This window comes from Mesorhizobium sp. B2-3-7 (genome assembly GCF_006442695.1).
GTDB lineage: Bacteria > Pseudomonadota > Alphaproteobacteria > Rhizobiales > Rhizobiaceae > Mesorhizobium.
The window spans coordinates 22,093-43,662 of sequence record NZ_VFVV01000009.1; the positions used below are offsets into that span (position 1 = coordinate 22,093).

26 protein-coding genes are annotated in these 21,570 nt (G+C 65.8%); 15 read left to right on the forward strand and 11 right to left on the reverse strand.

What is annotated here, in order from left to right; all coding sequences use genetic code 11:
* Window positions 1-211: 211 nt before the first annotated feature.
* Window positions 212-916 carry a helix-turn-helix transcriptional regulator gene (locus FJ940_RS18490; protein ID WP_140499435.1) on the forward strand — a complete coding sequence of 235 codons (705 nt, stop codon included), beginning with the start codon at window positions 212-214 and terminating at the stop codon, window positions 914-916.
* A gap of 63 nt (window positions 917-979) precedes the next feature.
* Here the strand turns inward: FJ940_RS18490 and FJ940_RS18495 are convergent, their stop codons facing one another.
* Window positions 980-1,282, reverse strand: a complete 303-nt coding sequence (locus FJ940_RS18495) for a hypothetical protein (protein ID WP_140657448.1) — start codon at window positions 1,280-1,282, stop codon at window positions 980-982.
* Between the two features lie 173 nt (window positions 1,283-1,455).
* Between FJ940_RS18495 and FJ940_RS18500 the strand changes: the two genes are divergently transcribed.
* The 4 genes from FJ940_RS18500 to FJ940_RS18515 all read left to right on the forward strand — a co-directional run bounded on the left by FJ940_RS18500 (window position 1,456) and on the right by FJ940_RS18515 (window position 3,765).
* Window positions 1,456-1,824, forward strand: coding sequence for a hypothetical protein (locus FJ940_RS18500; protein ID WP_140657450.1), 369 nt, complete (start codon window positions 1,456-1,458; stop codon window positions 1,822-1,824).
* 191 nt (window positions 1,825-2,015) lie between these two features.
* The gene (locus FJ940_RS18505; RefSeq protein ID WP_224519033.1) at window positions 2,016-2,576 is read left to right on the forward strand and encodes a hypothetical protein; all 561 of its coding nucleotides are present in this window, start codon (window positions 2,016-2,018) and stop codon (window positions 2,574-2,576) included.
* Complete coding sequence (locus tag FJ940_RS18510) at window positions 2,573-3,193, forward strand: hypothetical protein (RefSeq protein ID WP_140516191.1); 621 nt, start codon at window positions 2,573-2,575, stop codon at window positions 3,191-3,193. The genes FJ940_RS18505 and FJ940_RS18510 overlap by 4 nt, the downstream gene beginning before the upstream one ends.
* Complete coding sequence (locus tag FJ940_RS18515; protein ID WP_140516193.1) at window positions 3,190-3,765, forward strand: hypothetical protein; 576 nt, start codon at window positions 3,190-3,192, stop codon at window positions 3,763-3,765. The genes FJ940_RS18510 and FJ940_RS18515 overlap by 4 nt, the downstream gene beginning before the upstream one ends.
* Window positions 3,766-3,787: 22 nt before the next feature.
* Here the strand turns inward: FJ940_RS18515 and FJ940_RS18520 are convergent, their stop codons facing one another.
* The 5 genes from FJ940_RS18520 to FJ940_RS18545 form a co-directional block, all read right to left on the reverse strand.
* On the reverse strand, window positions 3,788-4,903 hold the full coding sequence (locus FJ940_RS18520) for an ionic transporter (RefSeq protein WP_140657452.1): 1,116 nt from the start codon (window positions 4,901-4,903) through the stop codon (window positions 3,788-3,790).
* Window positions 4,904-5,030: 127 nt separating this feature from the next.
* Complete coding sequence (locus FJ940_RS18525; protein ID WP_140657454.1) at window positions 5,031-6,314, reverse strand: hypothetical protein; 1,284 nt, start codon at window positions 6,312-6,314, stop codon at window positions 5,031-5,033.
* 126 nt (window positions 6,315-6,440) lie between these two features.
* The gene (locus tag FJ940_RS18530; RefSeq protein WP_140516199.1) at window positions 6,441-7,457 is read right to left on the reverse strand and encodes an ABC transporter permease; all 1,017 of its coding nucleotides are present in this window, start codon (window positions 7,455-7,457) and stop codon (window positions 6,441-6,443) included.
* On the reverse strand, window positions 7,454-9,019 hold the full coding sequence (locus FJ940_RS18535; protein ID WP_140556349.1) for a sugar ABC transporter ATP-binding protein: 1,566 nt from the start codon (window positions 9,017-9,019) through the stop codon (window positions 7,454-7,456). The genes FJ940_RS18530 and FJ940_RS18535 overlap by 4 nt, the downstream gene beginning before the upstream one ends.
* A gap of 232 nt (window positions 9,020-9,251) precedes the next feature.
* Window positions 9,252-10,199, reverse strand: coding sequence for a substrate-binding domain-containing protein (locus FJ940_RS18545; RefSeq protein ID WP_140499137.1), 948 nt, complete (start codon window positions 10,197-10,199; stop codon window positions 9,252-9,254).
* Between the two features lie 318 nt (window positions 10,200-10,517).
* Here FJ940_RS18545 and FJ940_RS18550 point away from each other — a divergent pair, with 318 nt between their 5' ends.
* Window positions 10,518-11,210, forward strand: a complete 693-nt coding sequence (locus FJ940_RS18550; RefSeq protein WP_140516205.1) for a RibD family protein — start codon at window positions 10,518-10,520, stop codon at window positions 11,208-11,210.
* Between the two features lie 18 nt (window positions 11,211-11,228).
* On the opposite strand, the gene FJ940_RS18555 is transcribed toward FJ940_RS18550, so the two are convergent.
* Window positions 11,229-12,119 carry an SDR family oxidoreductase gene (locus FJ940_RS18555; protein WP_140657456.1) on the reverse strand — a complete coding sequence of 297 codons (891 nt, stop codon included), beginning with the start codon at window positions 12,117-12,119 and terminating at the stop codon, window positions 11,229-11,231.
* A gap of 90 nt (window positions 12,120-12,209) precedes the next feature.
* Here FJ940_RS18555 and FJ940_RS18560 point away from each other — a divergent pair, with 90 nt between their 5' ends.
* Window positions 12,210-13,055, forward strand: coding sequence for a helix-turn-helix transcriptional regulator (locus tag FJ940_RS18560; protein WP_181165261.1), 846 nt, complete (start codon window positions 12,210-12,212; stop codon window positions 13,053-13,055).
* Window positions 13,056-13,139: 84 nt separating this feature from the next.
* Here the strand turns inward: FJ940_RS18560 and FJ940_RS18565 are convergent, their stop codons facing one another.
* Window positions 13,140-14,039 (reverse strand): LysR family transcriptional regulator, encoded by a 900-nt coding sequence (locus FJ940_RS18565; protein ID WP_140582574.1) that lies wholly within the window; start codon window positions 14,037-14,039, stop codon window positions 13,140-13,142.
* Window positions 14,040-14,133: 94 nt separating this feature from the next.
* On the opposite strand from FJ940_RS18565, the gene FJ940_RS18570 reads away from it, so the two are divergent.
* The 3 genes from FJ940_RS18570 (at window position 14,134) to FJ940_RS18585 (ending at window position 16,602) form a co-directional block, all read left to right on the forward strand.
* On the forward strand, window positions 14,134-15,018 hold the full coding sequence (locus tag FJ940_RS18570) for an aldo/keto reductase family oxidoreductase (protein WP_140582576.1): 885 nt from the start codon (window positions 14,134-14,136) through the stop codon (window positions 15,016-15,018).
* Window positions 15,019-15,304: 286 nt separating this feature from the next.
* Window positions 15,305-16,057, forward strand: coding sequence for a pseudouridine synthase (locus FJ940_RS18580; RefSeq protein WP_140582581.1), 753 nt, complete (start codon window positions 15,305-15,307; stop codon window positions 16,055-16,057).
* Between the two features lie 143 nt (window positions 16,058-16,200).
* A complete protein-coding gene (locus tag FJ940_RS18585) occupies window positions 16,201-16,602 on the forward strand; it encodes a VOC family protein (protein WP_140516217.1) in 402 nt (133 codons plus the stop codon).
* 6 nt (window positions 16,603-16,608) lie between these two features.
* On the opposite strand, the gene FJ940_RS18590 is transcribed toward FJ940_RS18585, so the two are convergent.
* Window positions 16,609-17,190 (reverse strand): histidine phosphatase family protein, encoded by a 582-nt coding sequence (locus FJ940_RS18590; protein WP_140516219.1) that lies wholly within the window; start codon window positions 17,188-17,190, stop codon window positions 16,609-16,611.
* 213 nt (window positions 17,191-17,403) lie between these two features.
* On the opposite strand from FJ940_RS18590, the gene FJ940_RS18595 reads away from it, so the two are divergent.
* A complete protein-coding gene (locus FJ940_RS18595) occupies window positions 17,404-17,853 on the forward strand; it encodes a universal stress protein (RefSeq protein WP_140499152.1) in 450 nt (149 codons plus the stop codon).
* 36 nt (window positions 17,854-17,889) lie between these two features.
* On the opposite strand, the gene FJ940_RS18600 is transcribed toward FJ940_RS18595, so the two are convergent.
* Window positions 17,890-18,639 (reverse strand): sulfite exporter TauE/SafE family protein, encoded by a 750-nt coding sequence (locus FJ940_RS18600; protein WP_140657460.1) that lies wholly within the window; start codon window positions 18,637-18,639, stop codon window positions 17,890-17,892.
* Between the two features lie 21 nt (window positions 18,640-18,660).
* Entirely contained in the window at window positions 18,661-18,873 is a 213-nt protein-coding gene (locus FJ940_RS18605; RefSeq protein WP_140521402.1) for a hypothetical protein, read from the reverse strand.
* Between the two features lie 171 nt (window positions 18,874-19,044).
* On the opposite strand from FJ940_RS18605, the gene FJ940_RS18610 reads away from it, so the two are divergent.
* The 4 genes from FJ940_RS18610 to FJ940_RS18620 all read left to right on the forward strand — a co-directional run bounded on the left by FJ940_RS18610 (window position 19,045) and on the right by FJ940_RS18620 (window position 21,570).
* Window positions 19,045-19,917 (forward strand): LysR substrate-binding domain-containing protein, encoded by an 873-nt coding sequence (locus tag FJ940_RS18610; protein ID WP_140622853.1) that lies wholly within the window; start codon window positions 19,045-19,047, stop codon window positions 19,915-19,917.
* 125 nt (window positions 19,918-20,042) lie between these two features.
* On the forward strand, window positions 20,043-20,549 hold the full coding sequence (locus FJ940_RS18615; RefSeq protein WP_140499160.1) for an Lrp/AsnC family transcriptional regulator: 507 nt from the start codon (window positions 20,043-20,045) through the stop codon (window positions 20,547-20,549).
* Window positions 20,546-20,671, forward strand: coding sequence for a hypothetical protein (locus FJ940_RS29005; RefSeq protein WP_263486587.1), 126 nt, complete (start codon window positions 20,546-20,548; stop codon window positions 20,669-20,671). The genes FJ940_RS18615 and FJ940_RS29005 overlap by 4 nt, the downstream gene beginning before the upstream one ends.
* Window positions 20,672-20,781: 110 nt before the next feature.
* Entirely contained in the window at window positions 20,782-21,570 is a 789-nt protein-coding gene (locus tag FJ940_RS18620; RefSeq protein ID WP_140516312.1) for an ABC transporter substrate-binding protein, read from the forward strand.

Sequence of the window (21,570 nt, forward strand, 5' to 3'; positions counted from 1 at the left end):
GCATCGGGGCAATCAGCCTCACGCTTCGCCCTGGCCGGGGAGGAGGACAGCCGGGGCGAAAGGGAATGAGCGCTGGCCGGCTCGCGTGAAGCTGGCCTGAGGGCGCTTTCGACTCGTAAGGGGTTGAGCTTTTGCATGAACGGATATAAGCATAACTCAAAAACTTATGCAAGCCATTCTTTCATGGACGAAAGCAGCGCTTGTTGGTCACATGGGCGCCATGGTGAAAACGCAACTGTCGATCAAGGTCGGGGCGGCAATCCGCCAGGCGCGCAAGCAGCGCGGCCTGGTCATGCGCCACATCGCCGAGCACAACGACACCGACGTCGCCGCCGTCGGCAATTGGGAAACCGGTCGCAACCTGCCCAAGACGGAAAACCTCCTGAAGACTGCCGCCTTTCTGCGTGTCGACCCGGTCGCGCTCGGCAAGGGCGAGGTGGTTTTCCTCGACGATGCCGGACCGGTCAACGACGCCGAGATCGTCACCGACGCCGGGCCGCCCCCCGCCGGGCCGATGGACATCCAGGTGCTGGGCGCCGCCGTTGGCGGCGACGACGGCGATTTCACCTTCAACGGCGAGCCCGCCGGCTACGTCCAGCGCCCACCCGGCATCCGCAACCTGGCCAAGGTGTTCGCGCTGCACGTGCTGTCGGATTCCATGGTACCCCGTTACGAGCCCGGAGACCTGATCTATTGCGGCGGCCGCGATGCCGTCCCGGGCGATCACGTGGTGATCGAAACGTTCCCGGAAGAGAACGAACGCAACGGCAAGGCCTTCATCAAGAAATTGGTCAAGCGCACCGCCGCCGAACTGGTGGTCGAACAGTACAATCCGCCGAAGACGTTGACCTTCAACCGCTACGCCATCAAGCAGGTCTGGCGGGTCATTCCGTTGAAGGAATTGCTGGGCTATTGAGGGCGACGGGGCAATTCTTCCTCCCACAAGGAGAGCAGGCAAAACCCAGCGTCGATGCCACCCTCAAGCCTGTCTCGATCCCTCCAACGGCATCTCGCGCTCGCTCAGCATTAGCGCCTCGCTGCGCACGCGCTGGCGCTCGTCGATAAACGCCGCCCGGATCTGGATCGCCGTGCCCGGCAGCCCGTCGGCGCGGCAGGCCGAGCAGACCAGCCGGCCCGAAAGCGCTGCCAGCGGCGTATTCCCAGTCACGCCGAAGCGCCGCAGCTGATCGGGCTTCCACCACCTGTTGCGGCCGCAATCGGCGCATTCGACCGATATCGAAACGACATCCGCAATCACTGATCCCTTGCCCGTCAATGCCATCGCGGCCCGCCTCTTTGTTCCTTGTTTGTTCGCATATTCCTGTGTTTTGAAACGAGAGTCGAGTCGCATCTTTCAGGGCTCCGCAAAAGTTTCTCTTTCGCCAGTTTTTGAGTTATGCTTCTATATGGCTTGCAAAGCCGAGTCGACGCGCGTGCAGCACCCCGGGAGAGACGATGGACGCCCTTGCCGCCGATTTCGCTCACGCCTGCGGCTATGACGGCGATAGTCACGCCCTTATCGAGGCTTTCGCGAGAATCCGCGAACACGGCATCCGCCAGGCGCGCCTCGGCCATTTCAGGCGCAAGGCGGTCGTCGACGCGCTGAAACAATCGGAAGCACTTTTCCTGGCGGCGATCGGCCCGGCGCTATCGGCACAGGAAGCCATCGAGGACGCCGTCCGCTTCCTCGCCTTCTGGCGCAACATGCCGCGCTGGCGCCAGGAGCGGCGCCTGGCGGACCTCGCCAGGGCGAGGCAACAACGCCTGCTGGCGCGCTTCTTCCGCCGCTACGGCCACCGCATTTGGGCCTTGGAGGCGGCATAGGCGGGCTCGCCAAGCCGTCGGCGACCACACTGCGCCACGAGAGAGACGCAGCCACGAGAAGGACTGGGCAATGCCGCCATTTGCGGGTTCCCATCCGCGCGTTTTCTTCCTAGATTGCCTGCGGGTGGCTGATCGTTCGACGTGCATATCAGGGAATGTTCAAGACTGCCCGTTCAAGAGTCCAGGCCTGGATGACGGCAGGCGCGGGAACCATCGCCGCGCTGTTGGCGGCCGGCCTCATGGGCGCCTTTGGCGCCCTGCCCGCTCACCCTCCGCCGCAACTGCCGTCCGATGCCGCCATCGATGCCGGCCGCTGGCGCATCAAACCGGTGCGTGCCTATGTCAGCCATGCCGACATCCATGGCGTGCCGCTGAAACCGGGCCAGAAGGCACTGGTGCTGGAGGCCGACATGACCAACCGCACGGCCGAATCCAACAAGGCCTATTTCGCTGTCTTCAAGCCGGAGGGAATCACCCTGCCGGACTCGATGCCGATGATCGCCCTGATACGCGATTCGACCCTGGCGCCGGAACTGCACCCCGGCATGACCGAGCGCCTGGCCTATGTCTGGCCGCTGGCCGGCGACGCCGCCGTGCCGCCGACGCTCGCCTTCGGCGTCACCGCGGAGATCTTCAAGCCGCGCGACAATCTCTACGGCACGCCCGGCTGGTACAATCCCTACCGTCTCGGCACCGTGACCTTGCCGCTCGCCGATATGCCGGCAACGGACACGCCGGGAGCCGGCTCATGAGGATGCGGGTCCTCGGCAATCTCGCGATTCTCGCCGCCACCGTGGCGCTGAGCTACGGTATGCAGCTTTCCAAGCCGCATTATGCCGACCTCACCGCGCCCATCCCGGTCGACGGCGCCATGCACGACACGGTGCGGGCACGCAGCTTCGACGTGCGGCTTGACGAGGTTGTCTTTGCCCGCGCGCTGAAGACCAACCAGTTCGGGCAGCAAAAGCTTTTGACGACGAGCGGCGTGTGGGCGGTGGTGACGACCAGCCTCACCGCGACCGACGCCTCCATCACGGTCGCGGACGGCACCTGGCAAGGTCCGACCGGTCTGCGCTACCGCCAGACGGAGCGGCTGGGCTATCGCCAGGACATGCCGCCGCACGGCGTCGATCCCGGCTTGCAAAAACGCGGCCTGTTCGTCTTCGAAGTACCGCCCGACCAGATCGGCGGCGCCAGGCTGCTGGTCTCGGAACGCCAATTCGGCGCGCTCGACGCGCAGGCCCGCATCAGCTTCGACGGGTTGTCTGCCGGCGCCGATGGACAACCGGCCGGCATCCTGCCGCAATACGATCTGGATGCACCACCGGGCCAGACTTCTCCGGGCCAGACACCGCAGGGCAAGCCATGAGCGCCGTCGCGACCGACATGGGGCCGGCCGCCGAGCGGCAGGTCGAGAAAAAATGGCGCAGGCGCAGCCTGGCGGCGCTTGTCATCCTGCTGCCGCTGGCGCTGGCAGAAACCAGCCATGACAGCTTGCGCGAATGGCTGGGCGGCGAAGACCTCATCGCCAGGGATGTCGAGTTTGGCCAGTCCGCGCACTTCGGCGGCAGCGACTGGAAGCTGGCGGACCTGCGCGGCGGCAAGGCCGGCCGCTTGCCCGATCAGGCCTTCGCCGTCATCGCCACCTTCTCCGTCACCGTCGGCGATCCCGACTTGCAGAAGCAATGGCTGGGCTGCAGGCTGATGCTGACCGATGCCGCCGGCCGCCGCTGGCTCCCCGACATGATTTCGGGCGTCAGACTGCCGGACGGCGTGATGAACTGCACCTCGGCGATCTTCTCCGGCGCCAAGACAGGCGACGTCATCACCATCGGCGACACCTTCATCGTGCCGGAGGATGCCATCAAGACCATCCGTCCCGCCATTGGGCTGGGAAGCGGGCGGCCGTGGTACCTGCGGTTTCAACGGCCGCCGAAGTAGCGACAGCGCCGGCAGTCCGGAGTCACGGCACGGCGATCAACAGGACGTAGGCAACAAAGACGACGAGGTGAGCAAGTCCGGTGAGAACCGTCGTGCGTCCGGTACTGAAACTTACGACACTCACCGCAAGGGCCAGAACCAGCAAAATCACGTCGCTCGGACCGAGACCGAGGTTGAGCGACTTTCCGGTGATGAGGCTGGCCGCCGCCACTGCCGGGATCGTCAGTCCGATGGTCGCGCACGCCGAGCCCAAAGCGACGTTCAATGCGCGCTGGAGCTCATTCCCCCACGATGCCTTGATGGCGGAGATCGCCTCGGGGAGCAGCACGACAAACGCAATCATCGCGCCGACGATCGCATCCGATTGCGGGATCTGCAGGTAGGTAAGGCCATCTTCAACGCCAGCCGCGACCCGTTCCGTCAGCAGGACGATCCCGACCAGTCCCAGAAGCAGGAAGACGAAATGCGTTGGCACGCCGTGGACCTGCGGAGAATGGCTTTCCGGAGCGCTTTCACGGACCTGCACCTCCAGGAAGTCCTCTTTCTGGCTGTAGCTCTGGGCGAAAACGAAACTGCCGTAGAGCAAGAGCGACAGCAGCGCGACGAAGGCCAGTTGCGTGGGAGAAAATGTCCCGGGGCTGGTGGCAAGCGTATAGTTCGGGAGCACCATCGTCAGCACCGTGATCGCGGTCAGCACCGAAAGAAAGGAACTTGTGCCTTGCCTTCGGATGTCCTGGTGGCGGTGCCGCCACCCGCCAAGTGTCAGGCACAGCCCCACGATGCCGGTGCAAACGATCATGACCGTGGAGAACACGGATTCTCGCGCCAGGGTCGGATTGTTGGCGCCATGTCGCATCATCGAGACGATGATCGACACTTCGATCGTCGTTACGGCCAAGGTAAGGACCAGGGTGCCGTACGGCTGTCCAACACGTCGGGCTATCGCCTCCGCATGTCGCACCACGGCAAAGACGGTTGCCAAGGTAAGGACGATCGATATGCCGGCAACGATCACCACAATCGCCGTCCGATCTTCGATCGGCTCTATGTTCGATTGCAATATCAACGCCAGCGCGCAGCAGACCACAGGCAGGCCGAAGGTCATTGCCTCACTTCGACGGCGGAAGAAGTAAGTCATGGCATTCTCTTCGATCTTGCGAGTGCAAACAGGCGGTCTGTTTACGAGACCAGGAAAGATCGCACTTTCGCCCCATCACACGTACATGGCAAGGCGCGACAAGGATACGCTACGGTCATTCCCGTCGCTATCGGGAACGACCGCCCCCCTTCGAAAGCGAGAACGCCGTCTCCAGCACCGCGGCGAGGAAGCAGATGCGCAGCGGCTCGACCAGGATGCCGGTGGAGGAATCCTGGAACGGGCTGCCGAACAACAGCGTCACGCCATGCGACAGGATCTGCCAGACGTCGAGCTCGTGCGGGCCGATCAGCCGCGTCGCGCCGAGCCACAGCCAGGCCGCGCCCCAGTCGAGCAGGCGATAGCCGACGATCAGCGTACACAGCAATACGAGGCTGGAACTCACCGTCAGCCGCACGCCATTGGCGATCGGCAGATAGCGCGAGCGGTAGCCGGCGACGAAATGCTCGACGAAATCGCGCAGGAATCTCGGCAGGCCGGCATAGCGCTTGCCGACGCGTTCCAGCCGGCCGTGCACGCGCATCAGTGCCGTATCGTCGCGCACATCATAGCCATAGATCAGCGCCGCCATCACCAGCCAGATCAGCGGCAACAGCATGTAGAAGAACAGGTTGACGGCGATCGTCGAGGGCGCGATCGAGGTGATCTCGACCGGCACCATCGGCGCGGCCGTCGCCGCCGGCACCGGTCTCGCCAGCCCGTCGGCCGACGCCTGCAGAACCGACCAGAAATTGCGGCTCATCAGCCATTGCAGCGCGCTGTCCTTCCAGCGGCTGATGACGTAGAGGCCGACGAAGATCCAGTTGGTCTCGCAGATCACCACCACGATCTGCCAGAACGAGGCGGCGCCCGTTTTCGCCTGCATGAACTTGGCCAGCCGGCGCACCAGCCAGGACACCGCCACCGAGACCAGCAGCCAGCGCGAATCCAGCACGTCCAGAACATTGGCGCTCTGGCCGAAGCCGGCCTGGTCGAGCGTTTCGCGCGAATATTGCCGCACGATGTCGCCGAGGAACCCCCAGGCCGCGTAATAGGCGAAGAAGGGCAACAGCGCGATGGTGATCATGCGCACCAGCCGCGAACCGCGCCGGTCCGCGGTTCCCTGCCCCTCGGCGACCGTGGCCTTTTCCGCGCCACGCTGCGCGGCCAGCACATGGGGCAAGCCGGGACGCAGCACATGGAACATCGCCACCGTCACCACCAGTTGCGCCAGCGCCACTAGCGTCAGCATGGCGAGCCCGGCGAAATGGTTTGCGAGCGCCACCTTGGCCGCCAGTTGCAGCAAGAGATCGCCGGCCAGAACACCGGCCAGCACCAGCACGACGAGCTGCGGCCAGAACCGCCGCAGCAGCGAAAAACTCAAGCTGATCGGTCTGATGATATCGGCAAACATGAGGTTCTCTCAGAATGCCACCCGCCCGAAATCCTTCTAGCAAAGGGGGGTTGTTTTGCAAGAAAGGTGGCGAGCTCTCCTGCCAGAGCGGCGATTTCCCCTTCTCCGACGACAAGGGAGAAGGAATTAGCGCCTCACCCGCGACTTCAGCCAGCGATCGAACGCCACCGCCAGGATCAGGATTAGGCCGATGACGATGCTTTGCGTGTACGACGAGACGTTGTTGAACTGGAGCCCGTTCTGCAGCACGCCGATCAGGGCGGCGCCCACCACGGTGCCGCCCACCGAGCCGATGCCGCCGAACAGCGAGGTACCGCCGATGACGACGGCCGAAATGACCGTCAGCTCGTAGCCGATGCCGGCCACCGCTTCGGACGAATTCAGCCTGGCCGACAGCACGAAGGCGGCGAGCCCGGCGAAGAAGCCGACGATCACATAGACCGAGACCAGGATGCGGTCGACGCGCAAGCCCGACAGCCGTGCGGCCTCGGCATTGCCGCCGACGGCGTAGACGGCGCGTCCATAGCGCGTGTAGCGTAGCACGATGTGGCACAGGATGGCGGCCGCCGCGAAGATGATCGCCGGCACCGGCACGGGGCCGATCAGCCCGGTGCCGAACCACCGCATAGAAGCGTCGAAGCCCGAGATCGGGCCGCCATTGGAGATGGTCAGCGTCAGGCCGCGAAACACGGTGAGCCCGCCAAGCGTGACGACGAAGGGCGGCACTTTCAGCCTGGTGATGGCAAAGCCCTGAACACCGCCGGCCACCGCCCCCACCACCACGGCGGCTAGCAGCGCCGCGAACCAGCCATAGCCCTGCGTTCCCGACGTCGACAGCGACAGCGTGTTGGCAGTACCGCCCTTGGCAACCACGGCCGCCACCATGCCGCAGAAGGCGAGCAGCGAGCCGACCGAGAGATCGATGCCGGCGGTAAGGATGACGAAGGTCATGCCGAGCGCGATCAACCCGGTGATCGATATCTGGCGGGTGATGTTGAACAGATTGATCGGATCGATGAAGCTCGGCTTCAGCACGGTGAAGACGACCACCAGCGCCGCCAGGAATAGCAGCGGCCCGAAATTCATCAAGAGCCGCGCAATGCTGATGCCGCCACGCCGGCTCTGCTCCTCGGCCACGCTCATCGTGCCTCCTCCTCAACCGCTCCCGGCTGGTCGAGCGCCATCAGTTCCATCAGTTTTTCCTCGCTTGCCTCGATGCCTGGCATCTGCCCGGTGATGCGCCCCTTGCGCATGGTCACGATCCGGTCCGACACAGCCAGCACTTCGGGCAGCTCGGACGAAATCATCATCACCGCTATGCCGCGCGCTGCCAATTGCACCAGGATCTGGTGCACCTCGGCCTTGGCGCCGACATCAACGCCGCGCGTCGGCTCGTCGACGATCAGCACCTTGGGGTCGCGCGCCAGCCAGCGCGCCAGGATCACCTTCTGCTGGTTGCCGCCTGACAGGCCCTCGATCGCCTGCTCGGCCGACGCCATGCGGATCGATAGCATTTTCCGGAACCCCGCCAGCGCATCGCGCTCGCGCCGCTCGGCCATGAAGCCGAAGCCATTGCTGAACCGCCCGAGCGAGGCGACGGAGAAATTCGGCAGGATGCCGAGCGCGGCGAAGATCGCCTGATGCTTGCGATCCTCAGGCACCAGGCCGATGCCGAGCGCTATGGCATCCGCCGGCGAGGCCGGCGCGATGGGCCTGCCGTTGAGCGTGATCGTGCCGCCCGCGATCCGGTCGGCGCCGAAGATGGCGCGCGCCAGCTCCGTGCGACCCGAGCCGACGAGGCCGGCGACACCCAGGATCTCGCCGGCCTTGAGGTCGATATCGACGCCGTCGAGCACGATGGCGTGCGGCGCTTCGGGATCGCGCACCGTGCGCAACCCGCGCACCGACAGCACGACGTCGCCGGCCACCGTGCGCTGCGCCGGCCGCGCATAGAGCTCGGACGCCGCGCGGCCGACCATTTTATCGATGATGCGCGGCAATCGGATCGGCCCGCCTTCGCGGTCGAGATTGCCGGCCAACCTGCCGTCCCGGAGCACCGTCATGCGGTCGCAGATGGCGGCGGCCTCCTCCAGCCGATGGGTGACGAACATGATGGCGACATGGTCCTTGCGCAGCCTGTCCATGATCGACAGCAGCCGCTGCACCTCTGTCTCGGTCAGCGCTGATGTCGGCTCGTCCATGATGATCAGCCGGCTCTTCAGCGACAGCGCCCGTGCAATCTCGACGAGCTGCTGCTCGGCCACCGAAAGCGCCGAGACCGGCGTCATCGGATCGATCGTGAGGCCGACGCGGGCGATGATGGTGCGGGAGTCCTGCTCCATCTTGCGCCAGGAGACGAGGCCGAGCGGACCGGTCGGGGCGCGGCCGATGAAGATGTTCTCCGCCACCGTCAGCGTCGGGATCAGGCTGAGCTCCTGGTAGATGGTGACGATACCTAGCCGCTTGGCATCCTGCGGGCTCGACGGCCGGTAGTCGGCGCCGTCGAAAATGATATGGCCGCTGGAAGGCGGCATGACGCCCGACAGGATTTTCAGCAGCGTCGATTTGCCGGCGCCGTTTTCGCCGAGCAGGCCGAGGATTTCGCCGGGCCTGACGTCGAGCGAGACATCGTTCAGCGCGGTGACGCCGGCGAAACGCTTGGTGACGCCTTCGACGGCGAGCAGGACGGGTGCGGCTTCAGCCATGGAATGGGTGCTTCCCTCGATGCAGTTTCCGGACCCGTCGGCGCGTGAACACCCCCCTCTGTCCTGCCGGACATCTCCCCCGCAAGGGGGGAGATTGGCTGTCTGTTCCGCATTCGCCAATTTTCAACGCCGCAATGAGAATGCGGACATCGACACTGCCCATCTCCCCCTTGCGGGGGAGATGGCCGGCAGGCCAGAGGGGGTGCTGCCCCGCCGACCTCTCCATGCGAGCTCACTTCGTCTCGTTCAGCCTCTCGGCCTTGTCGAGATTGTCCTTGCCGATGACGATCGGCGTCAACAGCACCAGCTTCTCCTTCGGCTCCGTCTTGTCCCTGGCGTAGGCGACGGCGATCTGCACGGCGGTGCGCGACTGCTGGCCCGGGAACTGTTCGACCGTGCCGGCGAGCTTGCCGTCGCGGACCGCGACCAGCGCTTCCGGCAGCGCATCGAAGCCGTAGATCTTGACGTCGGTGAAGTTGCGCGCCGCGCAGGCTTCGAGCGCGCCCAGCGCCATGTCGTCATTGGCACAGACGATCGCGTCCGGCTTGCCGTTGGCGGCAAGGCCGGCTTCCGTCACCGACAGCGCCTCGGCGCGGGCGAAATTGGCGGTCTGCTCGAAGACGATCTGGTACTTGTCCTTCAAGGGATCGAGCACATTGTGCACGCCCTTGTTGCGGTCGATCGCCGGCCCGGCGCCGGGTTGGCCCTGGAGGTGGAACAGTTTCGCGCCGTTGGGGAACGCCGCCACCACGGCCTGCGCTTCCGCCTCGCCGCCCTTGACGTTGTCGGCGCCGACATGGGCGAGGATGCCCTCGACGCCGTCGACGCGGCGGTCGATCGTCACCACGGGAACGCCGGCCTTGACCGCTTCCTCGATGGCCGGCGCCAGCGCGTTGACGTCGAGCGGCGAGATCACGATGGCGTTGACCTTCTGCACCAGGGCCGCCTCGATGTCGGCGGTCTGCTTGGTGGCCGAGTTCTGGCCATCGCTCTCGGTCAGGTTGACGCCTTGCGTGGCGGCTTCCGCCTTGATCTCGTTCAGCATGTGCACGAAGAACGGAAAGCCGAGACTGGGCACCGAGCCGAGAATGGTGAGCTTGTCCTGCGCAAATACCGAGGGCGCGGCAAGCACCATCGCGCCCGCGGCCACGGACGTCATCAGGAATTCACGTCTGTTCATGGGATCCTCCTCCACAAGAACGCACGGCCCCGGAAACCGGGACGGTTTCAGGAAGGATCATGCGTCGGTTCAAAGTGTTGGAGCATCCTCCTTGCGTTTGCTAACGCATGCCGCTCCAGCTGATCGCCGTTGCAAAAACTGCCTCCCGTCGGCACCAGCAAACGGATGCTAGCCCAGGCTCAACCATTTGTGCAACATCGATATAACAGGCCCAGTCGGCAATGGTCGGAATTTGGATGAGCCGGGTGCCCAGCTTCCATTCTCCGGCGCTGGCCCTAGTTTGAACCGCGCCTGAGCCCATTCCCTGGAGACACCCGCATGAAACCGCACATCATCTGCCATATGATCGCGTCGCTGGACGGCAGTCTCCACCCGAGCCGCTACACGGCCAGCCCGGACGGAACCCGGGCCGAATGGTCGAGCCTCTACGAGCATATCCATAATGATTTTGCGGGCGACGGCTGGATCGTCGGCCGCGTCACCATGGCCGAGATGAGCAAGGCCGGCGCGCACCCGCCGGCCGATGCGGGCAAGGTCGACCGACCCTATCATGTCGCGCAAACCGGTACCGGAAGCTACGCGGTGGCGCTCGATCCATCGGGCAAGCTCCACTTTTCCAAACCCGACATTGGCGGCGACCATGTCGTGGTGCTGCTTGGGCACGATGTCGCCGACAGCCACCTGGCCGAGCTCGCCGCCGACGGCGTGTCCTATATCGTGGCGGAGACGGCCGACATGGATCTCGGCCGGATGCTCGAAGTTCTCAACCGCGAATTCGCCATTCGCCGGCTGCTGCTCGAGGGCGGCGCCGGCATCAACGGCTCCTTCTTCGCGGACGGCCTTGTCGATGAGCTCAGCCTTCTCGTCGCTCCCGCTCTTGATGGGCGGGCGGCGAACCAGGGTTTCGTCGAATTCGGCGAAACCGGCCTCGCGGGCAAGATGCAACTGTCGCTCAAAAGCTGCGAAGCCCTCGCCCACGGGCTCGTCCATTTGCGCTACGCCGTCGGCTGACGACGCTTTATCGGCGGGTCATGCGTCGTACCGCATGGCCTCGAGATCGGCGATCAGCGTCGGGCCGGTCGGCTGCCAGCCGAGCCGCGCCTGGGTCAGCGCGCTGGAGGCCGGCAGATCCATCGGGGCGAACATCGCCATCCAGCCGAAGTGCTCCGCCGCCTGTTCCGGCGCGATCGAAACCACCGGCACGTTGAGGCCCCGCCCGATCACCTCGGCGATCGCGCGCACTTCGACGCCCTCCTCGCCGACCGCGTGATAGCGCGCGCCGGGCTGCCGCTTTTCCACCGCCAGCCGGTAGAGGCGCGCCGCGTCCACGAGATGGCCCGCCGCATGGCGGTTGCGGCCCTCGCCGACATAGGCCGAAACGCCTTTCTGGCGCACGATTTCGATGAGCGGCGTGATGAGCCCTTGCTTGACCGGGTTGTGAACCTGCGGCAGCCGCACCACCGAGACGTTGACGCCGGCTTCCAGCAAGGCATTGCCGGCGAGCTCCGAGGCGATGCGCGGATTGGGATGGCTGGCGTTGAAGACGTCCTCGCTGGCAAGCTCGCCATGTCCGGGGCTGCCCACGCCGACGCCGGAAGTGATCACCAGCGGCCGGTCGGATCCGGCCAATGCCTGGCCGAGTGCCGCGATGACACGGCTATCCTTCTCGCAATTCTCGGCAAACCGCGAAAAATCATGGTCGAACGCCGTGTGGATCACCGCTTCCGCCTTTGCCGCGCCGTCGCGCAGGCCCTCGGGATCCTCGAGCGTTCCCCGATGCACTTCGGCGCCCGCCGCTGTCAGCGCTTCGGCCCCCGCTTCGGAGCGGGTGACGCCGACCACCTGATGGCCCGCCTTGATGAGCTCGGCAACGAGCGCCGAGCCGATGAAACCGGTCGCGCCGGTCAAAAAGATACGCATGCGAATTCTCCTGCACGATTGCCTGCGCAGTATCGCCGGTCTATTATTCCATTAAAGTAGTGATCTTATCGTGGTATAATGGCTAACAGGATGCCCACCAATTCCGCCGGTTCGCTCGCGGCGTTTCTGAGAGACCGGCGCACCCGGCTCGATCCGGCCTCGTTCGGATTTTCAGGGCGCCGGCGCACGCCGGGGCTGCGCCGGGAGGAAGTGGCCCAGCGCGCCAACATCAGCCCGACCTGGTACACATGGCTGGAGCAGGGTCGTGGCGGCGCGCCTTCGGCCGATGTGCTGAACCGCATCGCCAAGGGGCTGATGCTGACCGAGGCCGAGCGCGAGCACCTTTTCATGCTCGGGCTCGGACGCCCGCCCGAGGTCCGCTATATCGGCGCGGAAGGCATCAGCCCCCGGCTGCAGCGCCTCCTCGACACGCTTGAAGCGAGTCCCGCCTTGGTCAGGACCGCTACCTGGGATGTCGTTGCCTGGAACCGCGCCGCCCAAGTCGTGCTGACCGATTACAGCGCCCTGCCCGCAGACCAGCGCAACATTTTGCGCTTCATGTTCCGCAGCCCGGCCATCCGCGAAAAGCAGCACGACTGGGAAAACCTCGCCCGTTTCGTGGTGGGCGCCTTCCGCGCCGACGCGGCGCGTGCCGGCGCGGTGTCCGAGGTACGCGAACTCGTCGACGAACTGTGCAGCGCCAGCCCCGAATTCGCCGCCCTGTGGCGCGAGAACGACGTGCTCAGCCATGGCGACGGAACCAAGCGACTGAAGCACCCCGTGCTCGGCGACATCGAGCTGGAATATTCGGGATTCGCGGTCGACGGCCGCCCGGATCTGAGCCTGACCGTCTACAATCCGGTCGACAGCGCGGTCGCGGAGCGGATTCGCGAGCTGGCGAAGCGCGCCAAGGTGTCATTGGACCCGCCGCGATGATCCCTGCTCGTTCCTGGAACATTCCAGAAATGCGCAGCGGGTTGCGTCCTGCCATGCGTCCCATGAAACCGTCATCGCGGCGCCTTACCACCGCATCCCGCCGACAAAGTCGATGAATGCCCGCAGCGGCGCCGGGATGAGCCGGCGGCCCGGGTAATAGAGGAACGGGCCGGAAAACTCCTGCCACCAGGGCTCCAGCACCGGCTCGAGCCGGCCATCGTCGAAATAGGGGCGCAGCCAGTCCTCGAACAGCGAGACGATGCCGCCGCCGGCGACCGCCACATCGAGCGCAAGCGCCATAGCCGTGCCGGTGCTGACCAGCAGCGGCCCGGTCGGCTCGACGCTCACTATCTCGCCGTCGCGCTCGAACTCCCAGGGCGGCGTCAGGCCGCTGGCGAAGCGGCCGCGCAGGCATGCGTGATTGAGCAGGTCGCGCGGATGGTCGGGCCGGCCACGCCTGTCGAGATAGGCCGTTGCGGCAGCGGTGGCGAAGCGCTGCCGGCGCGGGCCGATCGGTATGGCGATCATGTCCTGCTCCAGCCGCTCGTCATAGCGGATGCCGGCATCGCAGCCGCTCGCCAGTATGTCGACGAAACTGTCCTCGGCGGTCACCTCCAGTCTTATGTCGGGATAGGCGACAAGGAAGGGCGGCAGAAGGCGCGGCAGAACCAGTTTCGCCGCCACGACAGGCACGTTGAGCCGCAGCGTGCCGGCCGGGCGGCCGCGAAAGCCGTTGACGACATCGAGCGCTGCCTCGACCTCGCCGAGCGCGGGGCCCAGCCGCTCCAGCAGTCGCGCGCCGGCCTCGGTCGGAGCGACGCTGCGCGTGGTGCGGTTGAGGAGCCGCACGCCGAGCCCCGTCTCCAGCCGCCGCACCGTTTCGCTGAGGCTGGAGGCGCTGACGCCGCTGATCCTGGCCGCCTCGCGAAAGCCGCCGGCGCGCGCCACCGCCATGAATGCCTGGAGGTCGCCCAGATCCGTCATTGTACGCCTTTCCGCACAGCCTGTGCCGATTGCGCCATATTATCGCGCAGGCGTGCATTGTCTATACCTGGCCGATCCAAAGGAGATTGAGACCATGACCGACATCAGCAAGGCCGGAACCTTCAAGCTCGGCGACCGCACCGTGAAGCGCATGGGCTACGGCGCCATGCAATTGGCCGGACCGGGCGTGTTCGGCCCGCCGAAAGACCATGACGGTGCACTCGCCGTGCTGCGCGAGGCGGTGGCGAGCGGTATCGACCATATCGATACCAGCGATTTCTACGGTCCGCACGTCACCAACCTGATCATCCGCGAGGCGCTGCACCCCTATCCCGCCAATCTCACGATTGTCACCAAGGTCAGTGCCCGGCGCGGCGCCGATGCATCGTGGATCCCCGCAATGTCGCCGCAGGAACTGACGCAGGCCGTGCACGACAATCTCCGCAATCTGGGACTGGACACCATGGAGGTCGTCAACCTGCGCTCCATGCACGGCATACACGGCCCGGCCGAAGGCTCGCTCGAACCCCAACTGAATACGCTCGCCGAACTGCAGCGTCAGGGTCTGGTGCGCCATATCGGCTTGAGCAATGTCACATCAACCCAGATCGCGCAGGGGCGCGGCATCGTCGACATCGTCTGCGTGCAGAACCAGTACAACATCGCGCATCGCGAGGATGACGCACTGGTCGACGAGCTTGCCGCGGCCGGCATCGCCTATGTGCCGTTCTTCCCGCTCGGCGGCTTCACGCCGCTGCAATCCAGCACGCTGGCCGATGTCGCGCAAAAACTCGGCGCGACGCCCATGCAGGTGGCGCTCGCCTGGCTGCTGCACCGCGCGCCCAACATCCTGCTCATCCCCGGCACCTCGTCCGTCGCGCATCTCAGGCAAAACATGGCGGCGGCGGAGCTGGAGCTGCCAGCCGACGCGCTTGCCGTGCTGAACGGGATCGCGGGCGAGACCGACCAAGCGGCCTGATGTGCCTATACCGCGAGCTGGGCGCTCTACGGCGCCCCCCTCTGTCCTGCCGGACATCTCCCCCACTTGGGGGGAGATCGGCAGCTTGATCGTCGGCTCTCTATTTCTGCAACGTCGAAGATTGGCGAAGGCCGTGATGACGGCCAATCTCCCCACTCGTGGGGAGATGTCCGGCAGGACAGAGGGGGGCGCCGTAGAGCGCGACAGCGGGTGCTGAAACTCCCTCCGCCGGCTTGCGAAGCCAGCCTCGCCCATGCCATCAGTCGACCGAACCGGCGACTGCAAGATGACACCACGGCGGACAGAAAACACCGACAGACCGGCAAGCACCGGCGTCAGCCTCAACCGCGCGCTGTCGAAGCTCGGCCTGTGCTCGCGCACCCAGGCCGAGCGGCTGATCGCCGAGGGCCGCGTGCGCGTCGGTGGCAAGGTCGCGCGCGATGCTTCCCTGCGCGTCGATATGAATCGCGACCGCATCGCCGTCGACGGCGAAAAAATCGTTGCCGAGCGCAAGGTCTATCTCATGCTCAACAAGCCGCGCGGGCTGGTCACGACCCGCGACGACCCGCTCGAGCGCGACACCGTCTATGCCTGTCTTGAAGGGCTTGACCTGCCTTTCGTCTCGCCGGTCGGCCGGCTGGACAAGGCGAGCGAAGGCCTGCTGCTGATGACCAACGACACGCGCTTCGCCAACCGGCTGATGGACCCGGCCTCGCACCTGCCCAAGACCTATCATGTTCAGATCGCCACGGTGCCCGACGCGGCGGTGCTGGAAGCGTTGCGCGCCGGCGCGCGTATCGACGGCGAGACCTTGAGCGCCAACTCGATCGAGCTGCTGCGCAGCGGCGGCCGCACCGCCTGGCTGGAGATCGTGCTCGACGAGGGCCGTAATCGCCACATCCGGCGCCTGCTCGCCGCCCACGGCATCGAGGTCAAGCGCCTGATCCGCGTGGCCATTGGCCGCTTGCCGCTCGGCGATCTCGCCAAGGGTATGGCGAGGCATTTGACGCCCGATGAATTGGCGCTGCTGGCGGGGTGAATAGGCGCAGGGTTGGCACTGTCGTTCGGCATATCTGAAAATCGCGCCGGCACTTCCGTCTCCTGACGGAAAGCTGTCAGGAGCCCCGGCCTATAGAAGGCCGGGAGCCCAGCCGCGGCTTCGACGATCAGGGAGCCAATGCGATGAATTTCGTCTCTGTCCGCATCATCACGTCCGATGTCCAGCGCCTCGTGCGCTTCTATGGCGAGATCACCGGCATGCCGGTGACGATGTACACGGAGGATTTCGCCGAACTGGCGACGCCGGCCTGCACGCTGGCGATCGGCAGCACGCGCACCCTGATGCTGTTCGGCAGCGACATCGCCCGCCCAGCCGACAACCGCACGGCCATCATCGAATTCCGAGTCGGCGACGTCGATGCCGAATTTGCCAAGTTGGCGGAAACAATCAAGGGCGCAATTGTCCAGGAGCCTACCACCATGCCCTGGGGCAACCGCTCGCTGCTGTTCCGCGACCCCGACTGCAATCTGGTGAATTTCTTCACGCCGGTAACCGCCGAGGCGATCCGGAAGTTCGACAGCTAGGCCGCCCTACTTCCCGTTCCACTTGCGCACCACCGGCTCGCCGAGGTCATGCTCGTAGCCGAGCACGCTGATGCTGGCCGTATCGAGCACGAACAGCGCGCCGTCCTGCGGCGGCAAGTCGAGCCAGCGGGCGGTGAGCACGCGCAGGAAGTGCGCGCTGGAAAAGATCAGCGTGTCGGCGTTGGCCTCGCGCAGGCGATCGATGATCCTGTCGGCGCGGGCGCCCACATCGGCCGCCGTTTCGCCTTGCGGGCAGCCATCGCGAAAGACGTTCCAGCCCGGCCGTTCGGCCAGGATTTCCCTGGTGGTACGCCCCTCATAGGCGCCGTAGTCCCATTCCTGCAGGTCGTCCATCTTGACGCTTTGCGCCCCGAAGCCGGCAAGCACGCTGGTGTTGTAGGCGCGTTGCGAGGGGCTCGACCACACGGCCGAAAACGGCAGGCCTTTCAGCCGATCCGCCACACCCCGCGCGGCCGCCTCGCCGGCTGCCGTCAGCGGCATGTCGGTGCGGCCGGTGTGCTGGCCCGACAGGCTCCACGCCGTCTCGCCATGTCGGACCAGATGGATTTGAGGAAACGCACTGCTCATGACGGGCCTTTCGAAGTTGCCGCACCTTAGAGGACGATGCGGCGAAGGGGAATCCAGCTGGCGCGAAAGTCCGGGGTGGAACGTTTGGGTGCGGTCCATGAAATGCCCACACATTCCCTGGCCCTGATCCCCGCCGCATTGGCACAATGACTGGGCGCCGGGCATAACTATGTGTGGTCCATAGTTCACCAAGCACGATAGGTCACGATCATCATGTACAAACATCTGCTCATCGCCACCGACGGGTCGGAACTGGCCGATAAGGGCGTTGCCCACGGCCTCGGGCTGGCAAAGGGCCTCGGCGCCGCCGTGACCTTCGTCACCGTCTCGGAACAATTCCCGATCTTCGCCTGGGGCGGCGCCATGGCCGGCTACGCCGCGGGCGATGAGCTGGCCGCCTATCAGGAAGAAGCCCGCAAATACGGCAAGGAGGTGCTCGACAAATGCAAGGCTTCCGCCGAGGGGCTGGGCGTGTCGGCCAAGGTCGTGCACATCGAGGACAGAAGGCCCGCCGAGGCGATCCTGGAACTGTCGCAGACCGAACGCTGCGACCTGATCGTCATGGCCTCGCACGGCCGCCGCGGATTGGGCAGGCTGCTTCTGGGAAGCCAGACGGCGGAAGTCGTATCCTACAGCGAAATCCCGGTCCTGGTGGTGCGGTAGGCCGGGTCCGGCCAGTCGGCGCTCTGCAAGCGGCGCTCAGAACGCCGCCTCGGCCATGAGATAAAATCCAAGCGCCAAGAGCCCGGCGAAGAACACTTTGCGAAAAGTCTCGACGCTCATGCGCTGGCGCAGCGCCTGGCCGACAGCCATGCCGGCGAGCGCAGGCGCCAGCACCGCGACCGAACCCGCCAGCCCGGCCGTCGGCGAGGCCAGGGCGCCGGCCCTGAACAGCCCGATGGCCAGCGCCGCCGTCGACACGGTGAAGGACAGGCCGAGCGCCTGGATCAGCTCTTCCCTGCCCAGCCGCAGCGATTGCAGGTAGGGCACCGCCGGAATGACGAAGACGCCGGTGGCGCCGGTGACCAGGCCAGTTGCCACCCCGACCAGCGGCGATAGCAAGGCCTCGTGGCGTGGCGGCGTTGAGAAGCCGGCCTTGGCGAGGCCGAGAACGGCATAGAGCATCAGTGCCACGCCGAGCGCGCCGGACGCGGCCGCCGTATGCGCGCCGGTGAGCAGGCCGGCGCCGGCAACGGTGCCGATCACCACGCCGGCCATCATCGTCCATAGCCGCCTGACGAGCCCGCCGAACGAAGGACCGGTGAATAATTGCCACAGGTTGGTAGCCAGCGACGGGATCAGCAGAAGCGTGGCCGCCTCGGCCGGCGCCATGGTCACCGCCAGCAGGCCCATCGCCACCGTCGGCAGGCCCATCCCGACCACGCCCTTGACGAAGCCGGCGGCAAGGAAGACGGCGCAGATCCAGGCGACGGCGGCGGCGCTCAGCATGATGGCGTGTCCGGCAGCGGCTCAATCATGGAGCAGCATGTCGGCAGCGTCGATCCCCGCTGCCGGCCCCGCCGGTCCGGCGGCGGCGCTGCTGACAGGGGCGGATGTCATGGCGCATCCTGGCATGCCGGAACCCGAGCGCGCCACGGCCAGAAGGGCGACGGCAACCGCCAGCAGCATCGCCGCGCTTTCAGCGATGCCGAGCCCTTGCCGGTTCGATGCTGGTTTTCTCATCTTGGACCTCCACCGAAACTGTTTGACGAAATTCGCCGTCACCCGCAATGTGGAAATCGCGGCACCAGCCTTCGGCTGAGGCGAAGGCTGGCGCCGCAAGCCGGTCGGCCCGCTGCGCCATCGATCGCGTGATAGCGGCCATCGCCCGGGCTGTCTTGCGGGAGGAAAAAGATGCGCTTCGACCTCGTCGATCTCCGGCTGTTCCTGCTGGTCGCCGAGCGCGGCAGCATCACCCATGGCGCCGAGCTCGCGGGCCTCGCGCTGGCCTCGGCCAGCGCCCGCATCAAGGGCATGGAGGACAGGCTCGGCGCGCCGCTGCTGGAGCGCCGCCGGCGCGGCGTGGTGCCGACCGCCGCCGGCCAGGCACTGCTGCACCACGCGCGCGCGGTGCAGAACCAGATCGAGGCGATGGCCGGCGAGCTCGGCGCCTATGCCACCGGACTGCGCGCGCGGGTCCGCCTGCTCGCCAACACGGCCGCCACCAGCGAGCTTCTGCGCGACAAGCTGCCGGCCTTTCTGGTCGCGCATCCCGGCATCGACATAGAGCTCGATGAGCGCCCCAGCCACGAGATCGCCGAGGCGGTGGCGAGCGGCGCCGCCGATCTTGGCATTGCTGCGACCTGGGCCGGCCTTTCCCATCTCGAACAGAAACCGTTCTTCGTTGACCGGCTGGTGGTGATCGCCGCGCGCAACCGCCCCGGCCTCGAAGGCCGCGCGACCGGCCTCGCCGACATTCTCGGTGAAACCTTTGTCGGCCTGAGCGCCGGCCATCCCTTGCAGGAGCACATCTCCCGCCAAGCCGCGCGCCTGGGCGGTCATCTGCATTTTCGCATCCGCGTGCCCGGCCTCGACAATGTCTGCAGGCTGGTGGCGCAGGGCGCGGGCGTCGCCATCGTGCCGGAAAGCACGGTGCGCCGCTCGGCGCCCAGCCTGCGCAGCCTGCGGCTGACGGACGACTGGGGAACCCGCCAGCTCAATCTCTGCGCCCGCCGCTTCGACACGTTGACGCCGCAGGCCAAGCTGTTGGTGACCGCGCTGGTGTGAAGCCGCCGCCACATGCTGAATTCGCGTGGAATCATGCCTTGCCTTTGAGGAATCCATGAAATAGCTTGTTTGCACATAGGCAAAAAAATCGCCTAGCTTTTTTCGTTTTATGAAAGACGGGGGACTTGCGGGAACATCTCGATCTGACCGATCGGCGGCTGGTCAAACAGCTGTCGCAGGACGCGCAGCCGGGCATCAACCGCCTTGCCGAGATTCTGGCGATCTCGGTGCCGACGGTGCGCACGCGGCTGCGCAACCTGCTCGACCGCAACCTGCTCAAGATCGTCGGGCTCCTGAACCTGACGGAGCGGCCCGAACTGATCTCGGCCATCGTCGGCATCAACGCGCAAGGGCGCGGCCGCGCCCGCGAGCTGGCGCAGCGCATTTCCGAACTGCCCTTCGTCAACTCGGCCTCGGTCGTCACCGGGCGCTTCGACATCATCGTCGACGTGACGGTGGCCGGCGACGTCGCCGATCTCTACCGCGTCACCAGCGAGTTGATCCCGGGCGCCGGCGAGCCGGGCGAGGTCGTGCGCAGCGAGACCTTCGTGGTCATGGCGTCCTGCAACAAATGGGTCAGTCTGCCGGAAGGCTGCTGGTCGGACGACAGCATTCGCAAGGAGCCGGCATGAGGATAGCGGTTCTCGAGAGCCTCGGCCTGCTCAACCCGCTGCTGCATGTGCCGGACGCGCCTTTCTTCGGCGCGTTGCCCAGGCGCGGCATCGCGGTCGCCGAAACGGCGGCCCGGCACTGAGGAGACGGATTTTCGAACGGTGGCCGCCGCTGGCAACGGCGCCGCCGCGCAAAAAGCACCCTGTAGGGTGGACAACAAGACGACAAAAGGAGGAATGCCCAATGAAACCAATGAACATTGCCAAGCTTTTCATCGCCGGCCTCGCACTGGCCGGCCTCACCGCCGCCGCCAGCGCCGGATCGCTCGACGACATCACCAAGCGCGGCGAACTGCGTGTCGCCGTGCAGACACAGGGACCGCCCTTCTCGCTGGTCGGCGCCAATGGCGAACGCACCGGCAGCTCGGTGGAACTGGCCGAACTGATGGCCAAGGAAATGGGCGTCAAGATCACCTTCCTCGACTTCGACTGGGACGGCCTGATCCCGGCGCTGCTTTCGGGCAAGGCCGACCTTCTGGTCGCCGACATGACGCCGACGCTGGCACGCGGCATGAAGGTCGCCTTCACCACGCCTTACATGTATACGGGCAGCACCGTCTTCACCAAGGCCGACGGCAAGTTCAAGACCGCCGACGACTGCAAGGCCAAGGGCACCAAGATCGCCGTGCTGCTCGGCGCCACCGGCGAGAAGGAAGCCAAGGCAGCCTTCCCCGATGCCGACATCAAGAGCTACAAGGGCGGCGGTCCGCTGCTGCTCGACGCCGTCAACAACGGCCAGGCCGATTGCGGCGTCAACGACGTCTCGGCGGTCAAGGGCCAGTCGACGGCCTATCCGGCCGGCACCTTCACAATCATGCCGGACCTCCTCTCGAAGGAGCCGCTTGCCTTCGCCACCCGCTATGACGAGCCGGATCTCCTGATCTGGATGAACCTGTTCCTCAACCAGGTCACCATCGACGGCCGCCTGCAGAAGAACCTCGACTACTGGGTCAATTCGGAAGACTGGAAGAAAGATCACTGA